A 19,754-nucleotide genomic window follows, 5' to 3' on the forward strand; every position below is an offset into this window, starting at 1 on the left:
GGAAAAAACCTGCGGCCGGATCGCCGATTTAGCTCAGCGGTAGAGCAGCGGTTTTCTAAGATCCTGACCGGGCCTTAAATCTCTGATTTTCAAACTGTCGGCGCGAACGAAACAGGCCAAAAGGTGCGCGTTTCGGCACCGAACTCCCAATGCAAGTCCCGATGCGAACGCGGTTGCGAATGCAGCATGTTTTGCATTCGAATCATCTTGTCGCACGCGCTAATGGGGCGTGCTCTCAGCCTGCTCCGGCGGCGATGAAGCGCGACCAGTTGGCGCCCGCTGCGTTCCAGACCATCGACCGCGACACAATCGCCCGCGGAGCCCGGCACATCCGTCACCGCCTCGAACGAATTCGGGTCACGCTGATCGCGTGATGCGTCGGGCAGTGTCGGCGGGGTCGGTTTCATCGATTTCATCTTCGTCCCATTCACCGTTCCGATGAGCCGCAAACCTTCCGGTGCACAAATGACCGAATCTGCCCTGTGGATACTGACGGCGAATACCAGAACAAAGGGCTATATCTGCAGATTGACGCAAATTCGCCCAGGATGTCAGGGTTCAATCGGTTCAGACGATTTATTGGGGAAATGTCGGTCTATTATGTAAGTTCAATGGACCATCAAATGTCGGCCACACGCCAACGGCCCCATAACATCCCGACGGAGGAAACCTTGACTCGCCCGCTACGGTCCCGCCAGTGGTTCAACAATCCCGAAAATCCCGGCATGACTGCTCTGTATCTTGAGCGGTATCTCAATTTCGGCATGACGCTTGACGAGCTCAAGTCGGGCAAGCCGATCATCGGCATCGCGCAGACGGGATCCGACCTGTCGCCGTGCAACCGCCACCATCTCGAGCTTGCCAAGCGCGTGCGCGAGGGCATCATCGCGGCGGGCGGCGTATGCTTCGAGTTCCCGTGCCATCCGATCCAGGAAACCGGCAAGCGCCCGACCGCGAGTCTCGACCGGAACCTTTCGTACCTTTCGCTGGTCGAGGTGCTGTTCGGCTATCCGATCGACGGGGTCGTGCTGACGACGGGCTGCGACAAGACGACGCCCGCACTGCTGATGGCGGCCGCCACCGTCAACATCCCGGCGATCGGTCTCAATGTAGGCCCGATGCTGAACGGCTGGAATGGCAAGGAACGCGTGGGCTCGGGCATGGTCGTCTGGAAGGCGCGCGAGCGCCATGCAGCCGGCGAAATCACCTACGAGCAGTTCATCGATATCGTCAGCTCGTCCGCACCATCGAACGGCCACTGCAACACGATGGGCACCGCCTCGACGATGAACGCGCTTTCCGAAGCGCTCGGCATGTGCCTGCCCGGTTCGGCGGCGATCCCGGCTCCCTACCGCGAACGCGGCCAGATCGCCTACGAGACTGGCCGGCGCATCGTCGCGATGGTCGCCGAGGACCTGAAGCCGTCGGACATCATGACGCGCGAGGCGTTCGAAAACGCGATCGTCGCCAGTACGGCCATCGGCGGCTCGACCAACGCGCCCGTGCATGTGAATGCGATCGCCAAGCATATGGGCGTGAAGCTCGACATTGCCGACTGGGAAAAGCACGGCTTCGAGATCCCGCTTCTCGTCAACCTGCAGCCGGCGGGCGAGTATCTTGCCGAAGAGTATTACCGCGCCGGCGGCCTGCCTGCGGTGATCGCCGAGCTGATGAGGCACGGCAAGATCCGCGAGAATGCGATGACGGTTTCCGGCAAGACCATCGGCGAGAACTGCAAGAATGCGAAGTCCGGCGATCCCGAGGTAATCCGGAGCTGGGACAATCCGCTGCGCAAGAACGCGGGCTTCCTCAACCTCAAGGGCACGCTCTTCGACAGCGCCATCATGAAGACGAGCGTCATATCGAAAGAATTCCAGGACCGCTATCTCTCGAACCCGAAGGACCCCAATGCCTTCGAAGGCAAGGTCGCCGTGTTCGAAGGGCCGGAGGACTATCACCACCGGATCGACGATCCGTCGCTCGGCATCGACGAGCACACGATCCTGATCATTCGCGGTGTCGGCCCGATCGGCTATCCCGGTGCGGCCGAAGTCGTGAACATGCAGCCGCCGGCAGCGCTCATCCGGCGCGGCGTGCTGTCGCTGCCTTGCATCGGCGACGGACGGCAGTCGGGCACGTCGGGCACGCCCTCGATTCTGAACGCCTCGCCCGAGGCGGCGGTCGGCGGCGGCCTCGCGATCCTGAGGACCGGCGACCGCATCCGCATCGATCTCAACAAGCGCACGGCCGACATCCTGCTGCCGCCGGAAGAGATCAAGAAGCGGCACGCCGATCTGGCCGCCAAGGGCGGCTTCCCCTATCCGGCCAGTCAGACGCCGTGGCAGGAGATCCAGCGCTCGATGGTCGACCAGCTGTCAGAAGGCATGACGCTGAAGCCGGCGGTCAAATACCAAAAGATCGCGCAGACTTCGGGAACGCCGCGCGACAATCATTGATAGATCACTTTTGCCGGAGCCATCCATGCGCCGCTCTCCCGATCTTCACGGACCGGGAGAGCGGCGCTGGCCATGATTTGCGCATTCGAGGACCGGAGGTTTCGGAGGTTCGCAACGGACAAGTGGATGAACCTGCTGCATCGGCTGGATGTGCTGCGGCGAGATGCCCGAAATGGCCGCTTTGATCGGCGCCGTCATCGTGATCGGCAGCTTGGCAGTCAACATCGCCGCCGGAACACGAGTGAAGAAAGTCTGAACCGGGACAGCACTTCCAAAAGAGCGCGCGGGTCGTCGGCGTCGCCGTCTTGCTCAGGCTGGTGGAACGACGGCGCCCCGTACCCGCGACGGCTTCAGGCGCGCAAGACGCGTGCGGCGGTGTATTTGAATTCGGGAATCTTGCCGACCGGATCGAGTTCCGCGTTCGTCAACCTGTTGGCCGGCGCCTCGCCGAAACAGAAAGGCATATAGATCATGCCGTCCGGCACGTCCGGGTCTGCGCGCATGCTGACCTCGAGCGCACCGTGGCGCGTTTCGACGCGGACGGCAGCGCCCTCGGCAAGTCCGCGCGCCGCGATCTCGCGCCGATTCATCGAGGCGATCGCGACGGGTTCGAGACTGTCGAGCATCGCGGCCCGGCGCGTCATTGCCCCTGTGTGCCAATGTTCGAGCAACCGGCCGGTGCTGAGCACCAGCGGATAGTCGGCGTCCGTTTCCTCGCCCGGGCGCAGGAAATCGACAGGCACGAGGCGCGCCCGGCGTGTCTTCGTGGGAAACCCGTCGCCGAACAGGATATCGTGGCCGAAATGATCGGCATCGTCGGCGGGGTAAGTGACCGCGCCCTCGCGCAGCAGCCGCGCCCATGGCAGACCGGCGAGCGAGGGCATCGTGGCGCGCATCTCCTCGTACACCTCGTCCACGCCGGCATAGCGCCAGTCGAGCCCCATGCGCCGCGCAATGTCGACGATCAGTTCCCAGTCTTGCCGCGCTTCGCCCGGCAGCGGAATAACCGGTCGACCGATCTGCACCTGTCGGTTCGTGTTCGTGAAGCTACCCAGCTTCTCGGCATGCGCCGAGGCTGGCAGCACCACGTCGGCGTGCCATGCCGTCTCGGTCAAGAAGATGTCCTGCACGACAAAATGTTCGAGCTTGGCAAAGGCCGCGCGCGCATGGCTCTGATCGGGGTCCGACATGGCGGGGTTCTCGCCCATAACGTACATGGCGCGAATCTCGCGTCTGTCGATCGCGTCGATGATCTCGACTACGGTCAGGCCACGCTTGGGATCGAGCGTTCGGCCCCACCGCTTCTCGTAGTCCGCGCGGTAGCTCGCGTTCTCGACCGGATGGTAATCCGGATACATCATCGGAATAAGGCCTGCGTCCGAAGCGCCCTGGACGTTGTTCTGGCCGCGCAGCGGATGCAAGCCCGTGCCCGGCCGACCGATCTGTCCGGTGATCAGGGCGAGTGCGATCAGGCAGCGCGCATTGTCGGTGCCGTGAATGTGCTGGGAAATGCCCATGCCCCAGAAGATGATCGAACGCTTCGACGTAGCGTAGCGCCGGGCGACCGCGCGAAGCGTGGCGGCATCGACGCCGCAGACCGGCGCCATGCGCTCGGGCGCGTATTCCGCCACACGCGCGGCAAGTTCGTCGAATCCGTCCACGTTCGCCGCGACATAGACCGGGTCGTAAAGTTTCTCTGCGACGATCACATGCAGCAGTGCGTTCAGCAGCGCCACGTCGGTGCCCGGCGTGAAGCGCAACGCATGCTCGGCATGGCGCATCAGCCCCTGGCCGCGCGGATCGATGACGATCAGGTGCGCGCCGCGCCGAGCGGCCTGTTTAAGAAACGTCGCTGCCACCGGATGGTTCTGCTCGGGCCTCGCACCGATCACGACGATGCAGTCCGCCTCCTTCGCCGCAGCGAAAGGGGCGGTGACGGCGGCCGAGCCCACGCCTTCGAGCAGTGCCGCGACTGACGAGGCGTGGCACAGACGCGTGCAGTGGTCGACATTGTTGGTGCCGAAGCCTTGGCGCACGAGTTTCTGGAAAAGATACGCTTCCTCGTTAGACCCCTTGGCGGAGCCGAAGCCGGCAAGCGCGCCGCCGCCATGCGTGTCGCGCACGCGTTTGAGGCCCTCGGCGGCGCGACCGAGGGCTTCTTCCCACGTCGCCGGACGAAATACAGCCCAAGGGTTGGATGAGTCGATGCGGATATCGCCGAATTTGGGCACGCCGTCGCGCCGGATCAATGGCTGCGTCAGCCGGTGAGGATGGCGCACATAGTCGAACCCGAAGCGACCCTTCACGCACAGGCGATTTTCGTTGGACGGCCCCTCCCGCCCATCGACCTGCACGATCCGGTCGCCGACGACGCCCACGCGCGTCTGGCAACCCACGCCGCAGAAAGGGCACAGCGTATCGACCGATCGCTCGGGGAGCGTCGTTCGATGAATTCCGGCCTTGTCCATCAGGCTTTTCTCGAACAGCGCGCCCGTCGGGCAGGCCTGCACGCATTCCCCGCAGCCAACGCAGGTCGATCCGCCCATCGGGTCGTCAAGGTCGAAGACCGGCGCCGTGTCGCAGCCGCGATGGCCCATGCCGATCACGTCGTTGACCTGCACCTCGCGGCACGCGCGCGCGCACAATCCGCACGCAATGCAGGATTCGAGATTTACCGCGATCGCGGCGTGCGATGCATCGTGCCCGTCGGAGCACCGCTCGCGCTTCGGCAATCGGCCGGCTGCAACGCCCAGTTTCTCCGCCCATTGCCAGAAAGGTGCGTCGGGGTCCGGGCTGTCGGCGCGTGCAGGCATGTCAGCGGCAAGCAGTTCGAACACCATGGCGCGTGCTTTTGTCGCGCGCGGCGTCTCGGTCGAGACGTTCATCCCCGCGGCGGGTTTGCGGATACAGCTTGCCGCCAACACGCGCTCGCCTTCGATCTCGCACACGCAGGCCCGGCAGTTGCCGTCGGGTCGGTAGCCCGTCGAATCAAGATGGCATAGATGCGGGATCTCGTTGCCCTCGCGCTTGGCGACATCCCATATCGTCTCGTCCGGCGCTGCGACCACCGCCTTGCCGTCGAGTGTAAAGCCGATCGGACCGCTCATTGCGACTTCCCGTCGGCGAAGAAGCGCAGCACGCTGCGCACCGGGTTGGGAGCCGCCTGGCCGAGACCGCAAATCGACGCATCGCGCATCACGGCCTCGAGATCGCCGAGCGTGTCCGCCGACCAGTCGTCGGCAGCAAGCAGGGAAGCCATCTTTTCGGTGCCCGCCCGGCACGGCGTGCACTGGCCGCAGGATTCGTCGCGGAAGAAGCGGATCAGATTTCCGGCGACGGCACGCGGATCGTCGGCCTGGGACAGCACGATCACGGCATGGCTGCCGACGAACGCGCCTTGCGGGTCGAGCGTGCCGAAATCGAGCGGCAGATCTGCAAGCCTTGCCGGCAGTATGCCGCCCGATGCCCCGCCCGGAAGATAGCCGAGCAGTTCGTGGCCGGGCGCCATGCCGCCGCAGAATTCTTCGATCAGCTCGCGGGCGGTGATACCGGCCGGTGCGATCTTCACGCCGGGCGAGGCCACGCGGCCCGAGACCGAAAACGTACGCCTGCCCTTGTAGCCGCGTCGCCCGGCATTCGCGAATTTCTCGGGGCCGTCCTCGAGAATTTCGCGCAGCCAGTGCAGCGTCTCGACATTGTGGTTGAGCGTCGGCCGCCCGAATAGACCGCGCTCGGCGATATAAGGCGGGCGATGGCGCGGCAGACCGCGCTTGCCCTCGATCGATTCGATCATCGCGGACTCTTCGCCGCAGATGTAAGCACCCGCTCCGCGACGAAGCTCGACATGGCCGGGTGCGACCAGCCCCGCGCGCTCGAGTGCTGCGATCCCGTCGCCGAGGATCGCGCGGACGGCCGGATACTCGTCGCGCAGATAGATGTAGACACGTTCCGCCTCGACCGCCCACGCGGCGATCAGGATGCCTTCGAGCGTGCGATGAGGGTCGCTTTCCAGATAGTGGCGGTCCTTGAAGGTGCCGGGCTCGCCCTCGTCGGCATTTACCGTCATCAGGCGCGGTGCTGGCTGGGCGTGCACGCTCTTCCATTTGCGCGCAACCGGAAAACCGGCCCCGCCAAGTCCGCGCAGACCCGACGCGTCGAGGGCCGCGAACGTGGCCAAGCGCGCGTCGGGGGCTGCGCGCAGTCTTTCCAACAATCGATAGCCGCCCTGCGCACGATATGCGTCGAAGGCAATATGGAACGGAATCGCGGCGTGCGCGTTGTCCAAGGCGATGGCCTCGGCGAGGCGGTCCTGCGTGGCACTCTCGATCGCGTACTGGCCCAGCATCGCAGCGGGAGCGGCAGCGCAGCGCCCGATACAGGGGGCCCCGACGACACGGACCTTGGCGGGATCGGCGGCCGCACGCATCGCATGGAGCAGAGCCTCGGCACCCATCATCGCGCAGGACAGCGAGTTGCAGATGCGCAGCGTGCGGGCGGGCGGCGGCGCCTCGCCTTCCTTCACAATGTCGAAATGGTGGTAGAAGCTCGCGACCTCGTAGACTTCGGCTTCCGACAGGCGCATCTCGTGCGCGAGCGCGTTGAGATGGCGCGCAGCGAGATGGCCGAAACGATCCTGGATCAGATGCAGATTCTCGATCAGCCTATCGCGCGTGCGCGGCACCGTGCCGAGGAGCGTGCGCAGCTCCGCCAGCGCCGCCTCGTCCAGCGCCCGGCCTTTCCGCCCGTTCTTTCGGTCGCCTCCGGTTTGCGACGGCATAGATACGGTTTCTCCCGCGTTTGGACCCACATTTTCCAGATGGGTCTTCGAAGCCGCCCAAACCGTAGCATGCTCGGCCCGGCGCTCAAGCTAGTTGAGAAAATCGGTTTGGCCCAAAAAAACCCTGTCAGATCATGCTTGGAGCCTGAAACGGTTCCGACAGTTCCGACAGCGGACAGACCGGACGAAGCGATGCAGCCGCTCGCGTGGCTCGCCCTCTTCGCAAACGAAAGAATCTCCGCCAAGGAATATCTCGTCGCCTTCACGCCCCCAGGAAGCCGCAAGCCACGCTCTATAAAGTCGTTGCAAGGTACGTGGATCAATGCGCTTCGGCGCCTTGGGTTGGAGGGGCGTTATCGCTTTCACGCTATTCGGGCCTCCGACGTGACCCACTTGGCAACGGTCGCCAGCAGTGCCGTCACGCAGGGGTCGGCCCGCCAAAAATCCGCGGCTACAACGGCTCTTTACACGCGGGTCGCCGATGGGGCAAAACGCGCTGCTGTGTTGGCAATGCGCTCCACCTCTGGCCTTGCGGCGGAGGAATTCGGCAGGCAAAGTCCCAGTCGAGAGTCCCGCTCTCGAAAGCAGTCAGTGTCCTAAGTGCCATCAAGCTACTGATTTTAAACGGATCGCCGGTTTAGCTCAGCGGTAGAGCAGCGGTTTTGTAAACCGAAGGTCGGGGGTTCAATCCCCTCAACCGGCACCGTTTCTTTTCGCGCGCGAAAGACGCATTGGCGCATGACCGTCCTCACGCTCGCAAAAGCCGAAAGCCTCGCCGACGCGGCGCTCGCCGAAGGCAGGCGCTTGCGCCTTGCACCGCTCACACTCGTGGTGCTCGACGCAGGCGGCCATGTCGTGACCGCCAAGCGCGAGGATAGTTCGGGCATCCTGCGTTTCGAGATCGCCTACGGCAAAGCCTGGGGGGCCCTCGGCATGGGCTTCGGCACCCGCGAACTCACGCAGCGCGCCGCGACCTCGCCCGCCTTTGTCGCCGCGATATCGGCCGCCAGCGGCGGGCGCATCGTGCCCTCGCCGGGCGGGGTTCTGGTGCGCGCGAACGGTGTCACGCTGGGTGCGGTCGGCATTTCCGGCGACACGGGCCCGCAAGACGAAGCCTGTGCGCTTGCCGGCATTGCCGCCGCCGGCTTCGATGCGGCAGCGGGCGTGCCGGATCTGTCCGCCTGAATTTTTCCGTTTGGCGACCCGGCCGTGTCTATGTTAGGTTGCTTTACGATTAGCAATCCAGGATCGCGCGCCCATGGATATCGACGGCATTTATGTTTACAGCTTCAGCGACGATAGCCATACCGCGTTCTCGTTGGTCGTCGTTCGCGGCGGCACGATCCGTTCTGCCAACCCAGCAGAGCGCGCCGAGGACGGCACCTATCGCATCGACGAGGCAGGCGTTCTGCAGGCCTCGATAACCACGTCGTTTGCAGCGGGGGCGCAGCTTCTCGGTCGCAGCCCGGGGCACGAGGCATGGCAATTCACGCTCGATTTCGCGTTCAAGCGCGGATTCGACCAGCAATGTTTCGTCGTCGAGACGCCCGTGGGCGATCTGGAACTCGCTATTTCGAAGGTTTCCGGCTTGAAAGGGTAGCCCCCCTTTACGCCGCTTCCGAACCCAGACCGCGCTTGAAGGCGAGCAGACGGTCGACTTCGAGCACCACCAAGAGCTTGCCCTTGAGGCGGTAGATGCCGCCCGAGACTTCGCGCCAGCGCGGATCGAGCGTGTTGGGATTGCGCTCGTACGTGTCCGACGACAGCGACAGCACTTCGCCCACGCTGTCGACCATCAGCGCGTAGAGTTCGCCCTTGTGGTCGACGACCACGTTCATGCCCTGCCCCTCGCCTTCCCGCTTCGGCAGGCCCAGGCGGCGGCGCACGTCGCACGCCGTGACGATGCGCCCGCGCAGATTGAGCGCTCCCGCCACTTCGGGCGGGGCAAGCGGCACGCGCGTGATGCGCTGCGGCCCCAGCACGTCCTGCACGGTCAGCACGGGGATGCCGAAAAGTTGCTCCGCCACGGTCATCGTGACGAAATCGTTGGCGACGTTCGTGCCTACCGTCTTGACGGCAGTGCCCTTGTCGGCGGGAACCAGCGCGTTGCTCATGTTCGTCTCTCCTCTTTGCCGCCGCCTACTGCGCCGCGACGCGGGCAGCGGCACCCAGCTCGTTCAGCGAGGCCAGCAGGCCTTCGCGGTCGAGCTTGGGGATGAAGTCGGTGAAGCCCACGTCGCGCGCGCGCTCGATGTCGCGCGGATGCGTGTGCGAAGACAGCGCCAGGATCGGCGTCTCGCGGAAGCGCTCGGTGCGCCGCAGCGCCTCGGCGAATTCGAAGCCGCTCATGCCCGGCATTTCGATGTCCGACACGATCACGTCGAACTCGCGACCCGCCTCGCACATTGCCAAAGCCCCGGTCGCGGTTTCGGCTGTCGTGACCTCGAAACCCGCCACCGACAGGATCGGCTGCAGGAGATTGCGGAAGAACGGGCTGTCGTCCACGAGCAGCAGACGGCGCAGCTGCGTCTGGCCGAACGGCGAATCGGCCTTGCCGAACCAGTCGCCGAACGCGAGCGACAGATAGTGCGCGGTGTCGATGACGTCGGTCGCTTTGCCCGAGATGATCGCCGAGCCCACCATGCCGGGGCGCACGTTGTTCATCTCGACCTGCAGACGCTCTTCGACGATGTCGACGATTTCGTCCACGAGCAGGCCCATGTTGCGGTTGCGGTCGGCGAACACCAGGATCGGCTGGCGGCCTTCGGTGCGCACCGGATAGGACGGGTCGATCGTGACCAGCGGCATGAGCTTGCCGCGATACTGCAGCACGGGCTTGCCGTCGGAGAATTCGATCGTCGCTGCGTCCGCCTCTTCGAGGCGCGCGATGAGCGACAGCGGCACGGCCTTGGGCGCTTGGCCGCCGGCGCGGAACACCAGAAGTGCGATGCGCTCGGCTTCGCTCGACGACTTGTCGTCGTCGGCGGCCGCTGCGGCTCCATGTTCGCCCATCGACGCCGCTTCGCCGGAGGCTGCCGCGATGCCGTTGGGATCGAGGATCATGATGACCGAACCGTCGCCCAGGATCGTGTTGCCCGAGAACATCGAGATGTCGCGCAGGATGGGTGCGACCGGCTTCACGACGATTTCTTCCGTGTCGAACACGCGGTCGACCATGATGCCGAACGTGTAGGTGCCGACTTGCGTGACCACGATGAAGCTCTGGTCGGGCTCGACGCCGCGGTCGTCGCCCAGACGCAGGAGATCGTGCAGGCTCACGAGCGGCAGCAGACGGTCGCGCAGGCGCAGGAACGGCGAGTCGTTCACGCGCTCGATCGTCGTCTCGGATCCGGCCTGTGCGCGCACGAGTTCGAGCACGCTGATCTGCGGGATCGCGAAGCGCTCGCCCGAGCATTCGACGACGAGCGCCGAGACGATCGCGAGCGTGAGCGGGATCTTGATGACGAAGGCCGTACCCTTGCCGCGCTGGAAGCGCAGCTCGACCGTGCCGCCGATCTTTTCGATGTTGGTGCGCACCACGTCCATGCCCACGCCGCGCCCCGAAACCGAGGTCACGACGGCGGCGGTGGAGAAGCCCGCCTTGAAGATGAACTGGGCAACCTGCTGGTCGCTCAAGCCGGCGGCTTCCGCTTCGCTCACAACGCCGTTCTGGATGCCCTTCTGCTTGATCTTGTCGATATTGAGGCCGCGGCCGTCGTCCGAAATCTCGATGATGATATGGCCGCCTTCGTGGAAGGCGTTGAGATTGACGCGGCCCACTTCGGGCTTGCCGGCGGCACGGCGCTCTTCGGGCCGCTCGAGCCCGTGGTCGGCGCAGTTGCGCACGAGATGGGTGAGCGGATCCTTGATGAGTTCGAGCACCTGGCGGTCGAGCTCGGTTTCCTGCCCGTGCATGACGAGATCGATCTTCTTGCCGAGTTCGTGGCTGAGATCGCGGATCAGGCGCGGCAGCTTCGACCACGCATTGCCGATCGGCTGCATGCGCGTCTTCATGACGCCTTCCTGCAGCTCGGACGTGACGTGGTTGAGACGCTGCAGAGGTACTGAGAATTCGCTGTCCTTCTGCGAGCGCAGGATCTGCAGGAGCTGGTTGCGCGTAAGCACCAGTTCCGAGACCATCGTCATCAGATTTTCGAGCACGTCGACGTTGACGCGGATCGAGGAGGCCGCAACTGCGGACTCGGCCACGTCGCCGCGCGGTTCGGCCGCCTTCGGCGCTTTGGCGACGGGGGCTGCAACGGGTACAGGCGCAGCGGCAACCGGGACCGGCACGCTCGGCGCCGGTGCGGCAGGGGTTTCGGCCGCCGGCGTTTCAACCCCACGGTTCGCGGCGAGCGCATCGGCCATCGCGGCGGTCTTGCCGGCGGGTACCGGCACAAAGCCGTGTTCGTCGGGTTCGGGTTCGGCTGCGACAACCGGGGCCGGCGGGGCTGCCGGTGCGGCGGCGGGTGCGGCCGCATTCGGCGCCTTGGGTGCTGCCGCCGTCGGATCGGTCTTGCCCGAGGCATAGTCGTTGAGGCGCTGAATAAGATCGCTGTCGTCGCCTTCGGGTTCGGCTTCGGTCTGTTCGAGCACCGATAGGATGCTCTTGATGCGGTCGAGCGCTTCGAAGATCAGCGTCACAGCCTGCGCATTCGGCGTAAGGATGCCCTCGCGGATCTTGTCGAGCAGGTTTTCGCCAGCATGCGCCACGCGTTCGAGGCGCGGCAGGCCCAAGAAGCCGCACGTGCCCTTGATCGTGTGCATGATGCGGAAGATGCTGCCCACGAGCCCCGGATCGTTGGGGTTCTGTTCGAGCCGGACGATCTCGGTGTCGAGCACGCCGAGATTTTCGTTGGTCTCGGTCAGAAAGTCGCGCAGCAGATCGTCCATAACGGGTTTCTCCATCTTCCATCTCGGCCGTTGGCCAGCCGGGCATAGGAAAGCGTTTTAGCGCCAATCGTGTTACCGAAACGTTTATAACGCCTTCGGTACGCGCATTTTTCGATAACTAATTGGACAACAATAGAGAATTTTCATTGCGGCGCAACGATTTCGCGCACGAATCGGATGTGGAGACGCAAATTGTAAAGCGTGTCGGCGTAGGACGTCGGCACGCGCAGCGCCTCGGCCGCCTGCTGCAGGGCCGCCAATTCGGCCTGCAATCGAGCCTTTGCGTCGCTCGAGGGGTTCGCACGCAGATCGCGCTCGATGCGCCGCAACTGCTTGTATTTAGAGAATATTTTGCTCCGCACCTGCCAGCGATAGGCGGGCGGGGCAATGCGGGCGAGCGGGATCAGCAACGTCAAGAGCGGGATCAGCAGCACGAGGAGGCGTTCGGCCAGCACGGCCGCCCAAAACGGCAGGAAACGCACGGCGAAGCTCGGGCCGCGCTCGATCAGGCGTGCGGCATCTTCGTGCAATTCGAAATCGTTGTAGTTGGTCGTCGGGAACGTACCGCCGGGGGCAAAAAGCTGGCGCGGCTTGTGGACCTGCTGGGCCGCGCGCAGCAACAGCCCGACGAGGGCCGGATGCAGATCCTCGCGCACGACAAGCTGCGCCACGGGGGCGAGCAGAATCGTCTCCTCGCGCGGCAGATCGCGCGCCAGATCGAGCCCGCCCGCCGGCAGCACCACCGACGACAGAAACGGGAATTGCAGCCGATAGGCTTCGTGGCGCGCGAAGCTGTAGAGGCGGTGGCGCCCTGCCGCCAAAAGATCGGCGAGTGCGGCCGGCGGGCGCGCCGACACGACGAACGCCGCGTCGATCTGCCCATCGGCAAGGGCCGCAAACGCAGCATCGGTGCCGAGATTGGCGGCCAGTATGTCGCGCGTCGCGTCGAGGCCATTGGCGCGCAGCATTTGGCGCACCAGCACTTGCGTGCCCGAGCCTTCGCCGCCGACCGCCACGCGAAGCCCCCGCAGATCGTAGAGCTTGGCCACGGCAAGATCGCTGCGCAGGACGAGCCACACGGGCTCGAAAAAGACGCTCGCAAGCGTGGCAAGCCCGGGTGCTCCTTCTTCCGAGCCAACGCCGCCCTGCACGAAGCCCGCATCGGCCGTCGGCGGCTCGGCATTCAGGCGGCGCAGATTGTCGAGCGAGCCGGTCGTCGCGCGCACCTCGAGCACGATGCCCTCTTTGGCGAGCAATGCGCGGTAGCGCTCGGCGAAATCGGCATAAGCACCGCCCGGTGCGCCGCCGGCAAACGCAAAGCTCTTGGGCGGGGCGGGATCGACGAAGCGCCAAGCGAGCGCAAAACCCGCTGCGACCAGCACGAGGATCGGTAGCCAAACCTTCAAGACCTCACGCATGCGCCCGATCCCTTGCCGCAATGCCGATCGCGATTTCGAGCCGGTGCAGGCCGCGCACGACGAGATTGTCCGACCAGTCGAGCGGCCCCGGCACAAGCGCCAATTTCGGCAGCCGCACGAGCAGGCGCTGGAACGCGATACGCGCCTCGAGCCGCGCCAAAGGGGCGCCGATGCAGAAATGGATGCCGTAGCCGAAGGCGAGATGCGGCATGTCGGCACGCGAAACGTCGAACCGGTCGGGTGCCTCGCAAACGTTGGGATCGCGCGCGGCCCCTGCCAGCATCAAAAACACGCGCTCCCCCTGACGCAGCCTGGCCCCGTTCCAGTCGATGTCTTCGCGCGCGATGCGCACTTGTGCCAAGCTTGGCCCGTCCCAGCGCAGCATTTCTTCAACCGCACCGGCGACGAACGCGTCGTCGTCGACATGCGCACGCAAGGTGGCAAGCTCGGCCGGATGCGTGAGCAATGCCCACAACCCGTTGCCGAGTAGATGCGTCGTGGTTTCGTGGCCCGCGAACAGCAGCAGCACGCAGGTGGCCGTCAGCTCGGGCCCGTCCATGGCCGCGATCGCGTCGGCGGCTTCGATGAGCCATGAAGCGGCATCGGTACCCGGCTTCATGCGGCGCGCGGCCACGAGGGCGTCAAAATAACTCTGCATCTCTTTGGCCGCCGCTTCGGCGCGCACGTATTTGTCGGGGCTTGCGCGCGCGGTCAGCACGAAAGCGCCCAGATCGTCCGACCAGCGTTTGAGCAGATCCACGTCCGCGATCGGCACGCCGAGCAGATCGGCAATCACGCAAGCCGGCAGCGGATAGGCAAATTCGCGGATGAAATCGATCTGCGGGCGGCCGGCGAAGCCGTCGATCAAAGAGTCGACGCGCGCTTGGATCGCGGGTGCGAGGCTCTCGATCGCGCGCGGGCTGAAGGCTTTGTTCATGAGGCCGCGCAGCCGCGTGTGGATCGGCGGATCGACGAACACGGCCCAGCGCTTCATCATCGCTTCGAGGGTCGCGACCGCATCGCGCGCTTGCGGCGGGAGATGGCCGAAAAACGGCGTCATGCGATCGGCCGACAGGCGTGGATCTTTGAGCAGTGCCCTGCAGTCGGCGAAGCCTGCCGCAACCCAGCCGCCCAGTTTTTTGGAATGGAACAAGGATGCCGCCGAACGCGCTTGCGCCAAGGCGGGATAGGGATCGGCGATAAATGCCGCCGAACGCGGTTCGAAATCGAACGCCATAGGACCGAGCCTACCAAATGTCGCTGCCATCCGCACGGTTCAGCCGCACCGCTTGACATATTGCGGTGCAGCGCGCATACATCCGCTCGCGCTGCCTTTGTGCAGCCTTTGGCCGTTGGCCTGCGTGAGCGCGATTTTCGACGAAGATTTGGGATCGCGACCCGCCCTCGGCTCCAAAACGCCTCGCCCGGACACGCACGGGCGTTCAACAACCCCGTAGCCCCACCTTCGTGCGCCTGGCCCATTCTCGGGTTCGGCTCGCACGAGCGAGCTTTTTGCTTTTTCGAAACGAGAAAAACGTGACCCAACAGACTGAAAACAACAACACCCCCAACAACAACGTTGCCGCAACACCCGCCCCGACCGGTTTCGACCAATTGAACCTGCATCCGGCCCTGCTCGCCGCCGTCAAGGCGGAAGGCTACACGACGCCGACCCCCATCCAACAGCAAGCGATCCCCGACGTGCTCGTCGGCCGCGATCTGCTCGGCATCGCCCAGACCGGGACCGGCAAGACCGCCGCCTTCGCGCTGCCGATCCTGCATCGCCTCGTCGCCAACCAAGTGCGCCTCGGCCGCAGCCTCACGCGCGTGCTTGTGCTTTCGCCGACGCGCGAACTGGCGAGCCAAATCGCCGACAGCTTCCGCACCTACGGGCGCGATCTGCCGGTGCGCGGCGCTGTCGTCTATGGCGGCGTTTCGTTCGGCCCCCAGGCGCGCCAGCTGCAGAGCGGCGTGGACATCGTGGTGGCCACGCCCGGCCGCCTGCTCGACCACATCACGCAAGGCACCTTGAAGCTCGACAAGACCGAGATATTCGTGCTCGACGAAGCCGACCAGATGCTGGATCTCGGCTTCATGCGCGACATCCGCAAGATCGTGGCGCTGCTGCCGCAGAACCGCCAGAACCTGTTCTTCTCGGCGACAATGCCCAAGGAAATCGGCAATCTCGCGGGCGAATTGCTGCGCAACCCGGCACGCGTGCAGGTGACCCCGGTCGCCAAGACCGCGGACCGCGTGGAACAGCGCGTCGTGTTCTGCGAAGGTGCGCGCAAGCGCGCCATCCTGGCCGAGATCCTCACCAAGATCGCGACCACGCGCACGCTCGTGTTCGCGCGCACCAAGCGCGGCGCCGACAAGGTCGCCGAATATCTCGAAAAAGGCGGCATTCCGGCCAACGCCATCCACGGCAACAAGAGCCAGGGCCAGCGCGAGCGCGCCTTGAACGCCTTCCGCAACGGCCATTGCCGCGTGCTGGTCGCGACCGACATCGCCGCGCGCGGCATCGACGTCGACGGCGTGGGCCATGTCGTGAATTACGACCTGCCCAACGTACCGGAAAGCTACGTGCACCGCATCGGCCGCACGGCGCGCGCCGGTGCCGAAGGCATGGCGATCTCGCTGTGCGATCCGAGCGAACGCGCGTTCCTGCGCGACATCGAACGGCTGATCCGCCAGACCATTCCGAAGCTCGAAATGCCGGGCGAAGCCCAGGCCCAGCGCAAAGCGGCCTAACGCCTCACACGAGCTCGGTCGTTTTTCGGAACGAGGTTTGCTAGGCTCCTGCGGTCAAACGCCGCAGGAGCCGCAGCAAATGTCCAAACTCGACGACGCCTACACCACCAAGACGGCCGCCTTGCTGAATGTGGCGGTCTCGTCCACCGACGCGGCGCGCATGGCCGCCCAAATCGCGCCGCCGCTCGCCATCGTCGCGGCCCAGCATCTTCCGTTCGACAGCGAACCTTCCAATCTCGTGCGCAATCTGCGCGGCGGTGCGAAATGAGCCGCCTGCCTGCCGATCCCACGCACGCAACGCTCGTCGATCTTGCCGACGCGATCGCCGCCCGCGAAATCTCGAGCCTCGAAATCGTCGACGCGTCGATCGCGCGCATCGGCAAGTGGCAGCCCGCCATCAACGCTTTCATTGCCCTCGACGCCGAAGGTGCGCGCGCTGCTGCCAAGGCCGCCGACGCAAAACCGGCCTCCGGCAAGCTGCACGGCGTGCCGCTTGCGCACAAAGACATGTATTACCGCGTCGGGCGCATCGCGACCTGCGGCTCCAAAATCCGCCGCGACTGGAAGGCGAGCACGACGGCAACCGCCCTCGCCCGCCTCGATGCGGCGGGTGCGATCGATCTCGGCACGCTCAACATGGCCGAGTTCGCTTTCGGCCCCACGGGCCACAACTACCATTTCGGCCATGCGCGCAATCCGTGGAACACCGATTACATTACTGGCGGCTCGTCCTCGGGCTCGGGTGCGGCCGTGGCAGCACGGCTGGCGTTTGCCGCATTGGGCTCGGACACTGGCGGGTCGATCCGCATGCCGGCTTTGTGCAACGGCCTTGTCGGTATCAAGCCGACCTGGGGCCGCGTGAGCCGCCATGGCGCCATGACCTTGTCGTGGACCATGGACACGGTCGGCCCGCTTGCGCGCACCGTGCGCGACTGTGCGCGCGTGTTCGGCCTGATCGCCGGGGCCGACGCCAACGACGCGACGGCCGCAGAAATGGCCGTGCCCGACTACGAAGCCGCCTGCGCCAAGCCTGTACGCGGCTTGAAGCTCGGCATTCCGCAAGGCTATTTCGACGCCGATCTCGATGCCGACGTTGCGGCCGCGTGGGACCAAGCCGCGGCGATCTTCGAAAAACTCGGCGTGACGATTGTGCCCGTGAAACTGCCGGACCTTGAAGCCGTCAACGCCTCGGGCGCTTTGACGACCGCATCGGAGGCCGCAACCGCCCATCGCCCGTGGCTCGAATCGCGTATCGACGACTATTCGCCGCAGGTGCGCGCGCGCATGGTGGCGGGGCTGGCCGTGCCGGCCGTCGCCTATCTCGACGCGCAGCGCATCCGGGCGGCCACGCTGGCCACGTTCAATGCCGAAGTGTTCGACAAGGTCGATGCGCTGCTCGCCCCCACCCTCAACACGCCGATCCCGCGCATCGACGAAAGCGACGTCGCCGACAGTGCGGCGATGCCCGCTTTGCTCGGCCGCATGACGCGCCTGTCGCGGCCTTTCAATGCGATGGGCTTGCCCGCCTTGTCGGTGCCGATGCGCTTCGATGCGAACGGCCTGCCGCTCGGCTTCCAGATTGCGGGCCGCGCGTTCGACGAGGCGACGCTGTTTGCATTGGGTGCGGCCTTCGAGCGCGAAGTGCCGTTCCACAACCAAGCGCCGACGCTGAAAGGCTGACGGGTCCGCGCGATGGCGCTGCCCCTTGCGTTTCGCATTCGCCCGTGCGGCGATGCCGCATTGACGGTCGAGTTCGGCGACACGGTCGATCCCGATCTCAATGCGCGCGTCCTCGGGCTCGATGCCGACGTGGATGCTGCAAAGCTGCCGGGCGTGATCGAAACGATCCCGACCTATCGGTCGCTGTTCGTGCAGTACGATCCGGTCGCGGCCGATTTCGCGTCGCTGTCGCAAACGCTGCGCACCCTTGCCGAAACCGCAAAGCCGCACGCCGCATCGGGGCGATGCTGGCGCATCCCCGTCGTCTATGGCGGCGAGATGGGCTTCGATCTCGAAGACGTCGCCCGCACGCACAATATGTCGCCAGCGGAAATCGCCAAGCGCCACCAAGCGGCGACCTATCGCATCTACATGATCGGCTTCACGCCGGGTTTTGCTTATCTGGGCGGGCTCGATCAAACGATCGCAACCCCGCGCCGGGCGGCTCCGCGCGCCGTAACGCCGCCGGGGGCGATCATGATAGGCGGCGTGCAGGCGTGCGTGCAGTGCCAAGCGGCACCCAGCGGCTGGCATGTGTTGGGCCGCACGCCGATGCGCAATTTCCTGCCGTCGCGCGAACCGATGTTCCTGATGGCGCCCGGCGACAATGTGCGCTTCCACGCGATCGAAGCGCGCGACTGGCCTGCCCTTGAGCGCGATGCGGTGCGCGGGCTGCCAGTGGCCGAGTTGGTGCCGGCATGAGCGTGCTGCGCATCGATGCCGCAGGCCCCGCCACGTCCGTGCAGGATGGTGGGCGCTTCGGGTTCCTGCGCTACGGCCTATCCTCGGCCGGAGCCATGGACCGCACCGCACACGAGACCGCCAACGCGCTCGTCGGCAATGCAGCACAAGCGCCGGTCGTCGAGATCGGCCCGTTTCCGGCGCGCTTTGCGGGCGAAAACGCGCCCGTGCGCCTCGCCCTTGCCGGTGCCGCACGCGCGGCCGACATCGGCAATCGGCGCATTGCTTTGGGCGAGAGCTTCTTGCTGGCGCCCGGCGAGGCGCTGAGCCTCGGGGCGGCACGCGGCGGCGTATTCAGCTATCTCGGCGTCGCGGGCGGCATTGCCGGCACGCCGATGTTCGGCAGCTTTTCGGTTCATGCGCGCGCCGATCTCGGCAGCCCGCTGCCGCGCCCGCTCTCCGCCGGCGACAAGCTCGAGGTCGCCACGGCCGATCCGCTTGCGGGCGACTGGCGCTTGGCCCTGCCGCCGCCGGACCCATCGCCGATCCGCGTGGTGCTGGGCCCGCAGGACGATTGGTTCGGCGAGGCGGCCGTTGCGCAATTTTTGGGCACCGAATGGCAGGTCTCGCCCGCTTCCGACCGCATGGGCTATCGCCTGCTCGGGCCCAAAATCGCGGCTGCGCGCGGCCACAACATCGTGTCGGACGGTATCGCGCTTGGCCAGATCCAAGTGCCCGGCGACGGCCAGCCGCTCGTGCTGATGGCCGACCGGGGTACGACCGGTGGCTATCCCAAAATCGCCGCGATCGTCTCGGCCGATCTCGGCCGCTTTGCACAAACGCCCGCTGGGACGAGTGTGCGCTTTGCGGCCGTCCCCATCGACGACGCGCAGCGCATAACGCGCCTTTGGCGGCAAAAGCTTGCGACCCTGCCGCTCGCGCGCGAAACTGCCGCTCGCCCGTTGCCGACGAGCGAAGCGCTGCTCGCCGCCAATCTTGCGGGTGCCGCCGTCAACGCCCTCGATCCGCAGCCTTGGACCCACAAAGAATAGGAAGCAC

General features: G+C 65.5%; 15 protein-coding genes and 1 tRNA gene. 9 read left to right on the forward strand and 7 right to left on the reverse strand.

The window, feature by feature from the left end; translation table 11 throughout:
* Positions 1 to 89 precede the first annotated feature (89 nt).
* On the reverse strand, positions 90 to 416 hold the full coding sequence (locus O9320_01805; GenBank protein MCZ8309559.1) for a hypothetical protein: 327 nt from the start codon (positions 414 to 416) through the stop codon (positions 90 to 92).
* Between the two features lie 207 nt (positions 417 to 623).
* Between O9320_01805 and O9320_01810 the strand changes: the two genes are divergently transcribed.
* Positions 624 to 2,456: a dihydroxy-acid dehydratase family protein gene (locus O9320_01810; GenBank protein ID MCZ8309560.1), complete on the forward strand. Its 1,833-nt coding sequence runs from the start codon at positions 624 to 626 to the stop codon at positions 2,454 to 2,456.
* A gap of 350 nt (positions 2,457 to 2,806) precedes the next feature.
* On the opposite strand, the gene fdhF is transcribed toward O9320_01810, so the two are convergent.
* Both fdhF and O9320_01820 read right to left on the reverse strand, forming a co-directional pair.
* Positions 2,807 to 5,563 (reverse strand): formate dehydrogenase subunit alpha, encoded by a 2,757-nt coding sequence (gene fdhF, locus O9320_01815; GenBank protein ID MCZ8309561.1) that lies wholly within the window; start codon positions 5,561 to 5,563, stop codon positions 2,807 to 2,809.
* Positions 5,560 to 7,233 (reverse strand): NAD(P)H-dependent oxidoreductase subunit E, encoded by a 1,674-nt coding sequence (locus tag O9320_01820; protein MCZ8309562.1) that lies wholly within the window; start codon positions 7,231 to 7,233, stop codon positions 5,560 to 5,562. The genes fdhF and O9320_01820 overlap by 4 nt, the downstream gene beginning before the upstream one ends.
* A gap of 631 nt (positions 7,234 to 7,864) precedes the next feature.
* Between O9320_01820 and O9320_01825 the strand changes: the two genes are divergently transcribed.
* The 3 genes from O9320_01825 to O9320_01835 all read left to right on the forward strand — a co-directional run bounded on the left by O9320_01825 (position 7,865) and on the right by O9320_01835 (position 8,833).
* Positions 7,865 to 7,936, forward strand: a tRNA-Thr gene (locus O9320_01825).
* 35 nt (positions 7,937 to 7,971) lie between these two features.
* Positions 7,972 to 8,418, forward strand: coding sequence for a heme-binding protein (locus O9320_01830; protein ID MCZ8309563.1), 447 nt, complete (start codon positions 7,972 to 7,974; stop codon positions 8,416 to 8,418).
* A gap of 73 nt (positions 8,419 to 8,491) precedes the next feature.
* Positions 8,492 to 8,833 (forward strand): hypothetical protein, encoded by a 342-nt coding sequence (locus O9320_01835; protein MCZ8309564.1) that lies wholly within the window; start codon positions 8,492 to 8,494, stop codon positions 8,831 to 8,833.
* Positions 8,834 to 8,840: 7 nt separating this feature from the next.
* Here the strand turns inward: O9320_01835 and O9320_01840 are convergent, their stop codons facing one another.
* The 4 genes from O9320_01840 to O9320_01855 all read right to left on the reverse strand — a co-directional run bounded on the left by O9320_01840 (position 8,841) and on the right by O9320_01855 (position 14,781).
* Complete coding sequence (locus tag O9320_01840) at positions 8,841 to 9,347, reverse strand: chemotaxis protein CheW (GenBank protein ID MCZ8309565.1); 507 nt, start codon at positions 9,345 to 9,347, stop codon at positions 8,841 to 8,843.
* Between the two features lie 25 nt (positions 9,348 to 9,372).
* Positions 9,373 to 12,126 carry a hybrid sensor histidine kinase/response regulator gene (locus O9320_01845; protein MCZ8309566.1) on the reverse strand — a complete coding sequence of 918 codons (2,754 nt, stop codon included), beginning with the start codon at positions 12,124 to 12,126 and terminating at the stop codon, positions 9,373 to 9,375.
* A gap of 143 nt (positions 12,127 to 12,269) precedes the next feature.
* Positions 12,270 to 13,544 carry a TAXI family TRAP transporter solute-binding subunit gene (locus O9320_01850; protein MCZ8309567.1) on the reverse strand — a complete coding sequence of 425 codons (1,275 nt, stop codon included), beginning with the start codon at positions 13,542 to 13,544 and terminating at the stop codon, positions 12,270 to 12,272.
* Positions 13,537 to 14,781 (reverse strand): cytochrome P450, encoded by a 1,245-nt coding sequence (locus tag O9320_01855; protein ID MCZ8309568.1) that lies wholly within the window; start codon positions 14,779 to 14,781, stop codon positions 13,537 to 13,539. Before O9320_01855 ends, O9320_01850 begins: the two co-directional genes overlap by 8 nt.
* A 299-nt stretch (positions 14,782 to 15,080) precedes the next feature.
* Here O9320_01855 and O9320_01860 point away from each other — a divergent pair, with 299 nt between their 5' ends.
* From O9320_01860 to O9320_01880, 5 genes are all read left to right on the forward strand, one after another.
* The gene (locus O9320_01860) at positions 15,081 to 16,295 is read left to right on the forward strand and encodes a DEAD/DEAH box helicase (protein ID MCZ8309569.1); all 1,215 of its coding nucleotides are present in this window, start codon (positions 15,081 to 15,083) and stop codon (positions 16,293 to 16,295) included.
* 79 nt (positions 16,296 to 16,374) lie between these two features.
* On the forward strand, positions 16,375 to 16,563 hold the full coding sequence (locus O9320_01865; protein ID MCZ8309570.1) for a hypothetical protein: 189 nt from the start codon (positions 16,375 to 16,377) through the stop codon (positions 16,561 to 16,563).
* On the forward strand, positions 16,560 to 17,975 hold the full coding sequence (locus O9320_01870) for an amidase (protein MCZ8309571.1): 1,416 nt from the start codon (positions 16,560 to 16,562) through the stop codon (positions 17,973 to 17,975). Before O9320_01865 ends, O9320_01870 begins: the two co-directional genes overlap by 4 nt.
* Positions 17,976 to 17,987: 12 nt before the next feature.
* Positions 17,988 to 18,716: a 5-oxoprolinase subunit PxpB gene (gene pxpB, locus O9320_01875; GenBank protein ID MCZ8309572.1), complete on the forward strand. Its 729-nt coding sequence runs from the start codon at positions 17,988 to 17,990 to the stop codon at positions 18,714 to 18,716.
* Positions 18,713 to 19,747, forward strand: a complete 1,035-nt coding sequence (locus tag O9320_01880; protein MCZ8309573.1) for a biotin-dependent carboxyltransferase family protein — start codon at positions 18,713 to 18,715, stop codon at positions 19,745 to 19,747. The genes pxpB and O9320_01880 overlap by 4 nt, the downstream gene beginning before the upstream one ends.
* Positions 19,748 to 19,754: the final 7 nt, after the last annotated feature.

The sequence above is a fragment of the Magnetospirillum sp. genome (assembly GCA_027532905.1).
Classification (GTDB): Bacteria; Pseudomonadota; Alphaproteobacteria; order CACIAM-22H2; family CACIAM-22H2; genus Tagaea.

Excerpts from the sequence above, each read along its gene's own strand:
- O9320_01850 (MCZ8309567.1), bottom strand. The coding sequence starts at position 13,544 with ATGCGTGAGGTCTTGAAGGTTTGGCTACCGATCCTCGTGCTGGTCGCA.
- O9320_01870 (MCZ8309571.1), top strand. The coding sequence starts at position 16,560 with ATGAGCCGCCTGCCTGCCGATCCCACGCACGCAACGCTCGTCGATCTT.
- O9320_01810 (MCZ8309560.1), top strand. The coding sequence starts at position 624 with ATGTCGGCCACACGCCAACGGCCCCATAACATCCCGACGGAGGAAACC.
- fdhF (MCZ8309561.1), bottom strand. The coding sequence starts at position 5,563 with ATGAGCGGTCCGATCGGCTTTACACTCGACGGCAAGGCGGTGGTCGCA.
- O9320_01830 (MCZ8309563.1), top strand. The coding sequence starts at position 7,972 with ATGACCGTCCTCACGCTCGCAAAAGCCGAAAGCCTCGCCGACGCGGCG.
- O9320_01865 (MCZ8309570.1), top strand. The coding sequence starts at position 16,375 with ATGTCCAAACTCGACGACGCCTACACCACCAAGACGGCCGCCTTGCTG.
- O9320_01805 (MCZ8309559.1), bottom strand. The coding sequence starts at position 416 with ATGAAATCGATGAAACCGACCCCGCCGACACTGCCCGACGCATCACGC.
- O9320_01845 (MCZ8309566.1), bottom strand. The coding sequence starts at position 12,126 with ATGGACGATCTGCTGCGCGACTTTCTGACCGAGACCAACGAAAATCTC.
- pxpB (MCZ8309572.1), top strand. The coding sequence starts at position 17,988 with ATGGCGCTGCCCCTTGCGTTTCGCATTCGCCCGTGCGGCGATGCCGCA.
- O9320_01820 (MCZ8309562.1), bottom strand. The coding sequence starts at position 7,233 with ATGCCGTCGCAAACCGGAGGCGACCGAAAGAACGGGCGGAAAGGCCGG.
- O9320_01835 (MCZ8309564.1), top strand. The coding sequence starts at position 8,492 with ATGGATATCGACGGCATTTATGTTTACAGCTTCAGCGACGATAGCCAT.
- O9320_01880 (MCZ8309573.1), top strand. The coding sequence starts at position 18,713 with ATGAGCGTGCTGCGCATCGATGCCGCAGGCCCCGCCACGTCCGTGCAG.
- O9320_01855 (MCZ8309568.1), bottom strand. The coding sequence starts at position 14,781 with ATGGCGTTCGATTTCGAACCGCGTTCGGCGGCATTTATCGCCGATCCC.
- O9320_01840 (MCZ8309565.1), bottom strand. The coding sequence starts at position 9,347 with ATGAGCAACGCGCTGGTTCCCGCCGACAAGGGCACTGCCGTCAAGACG.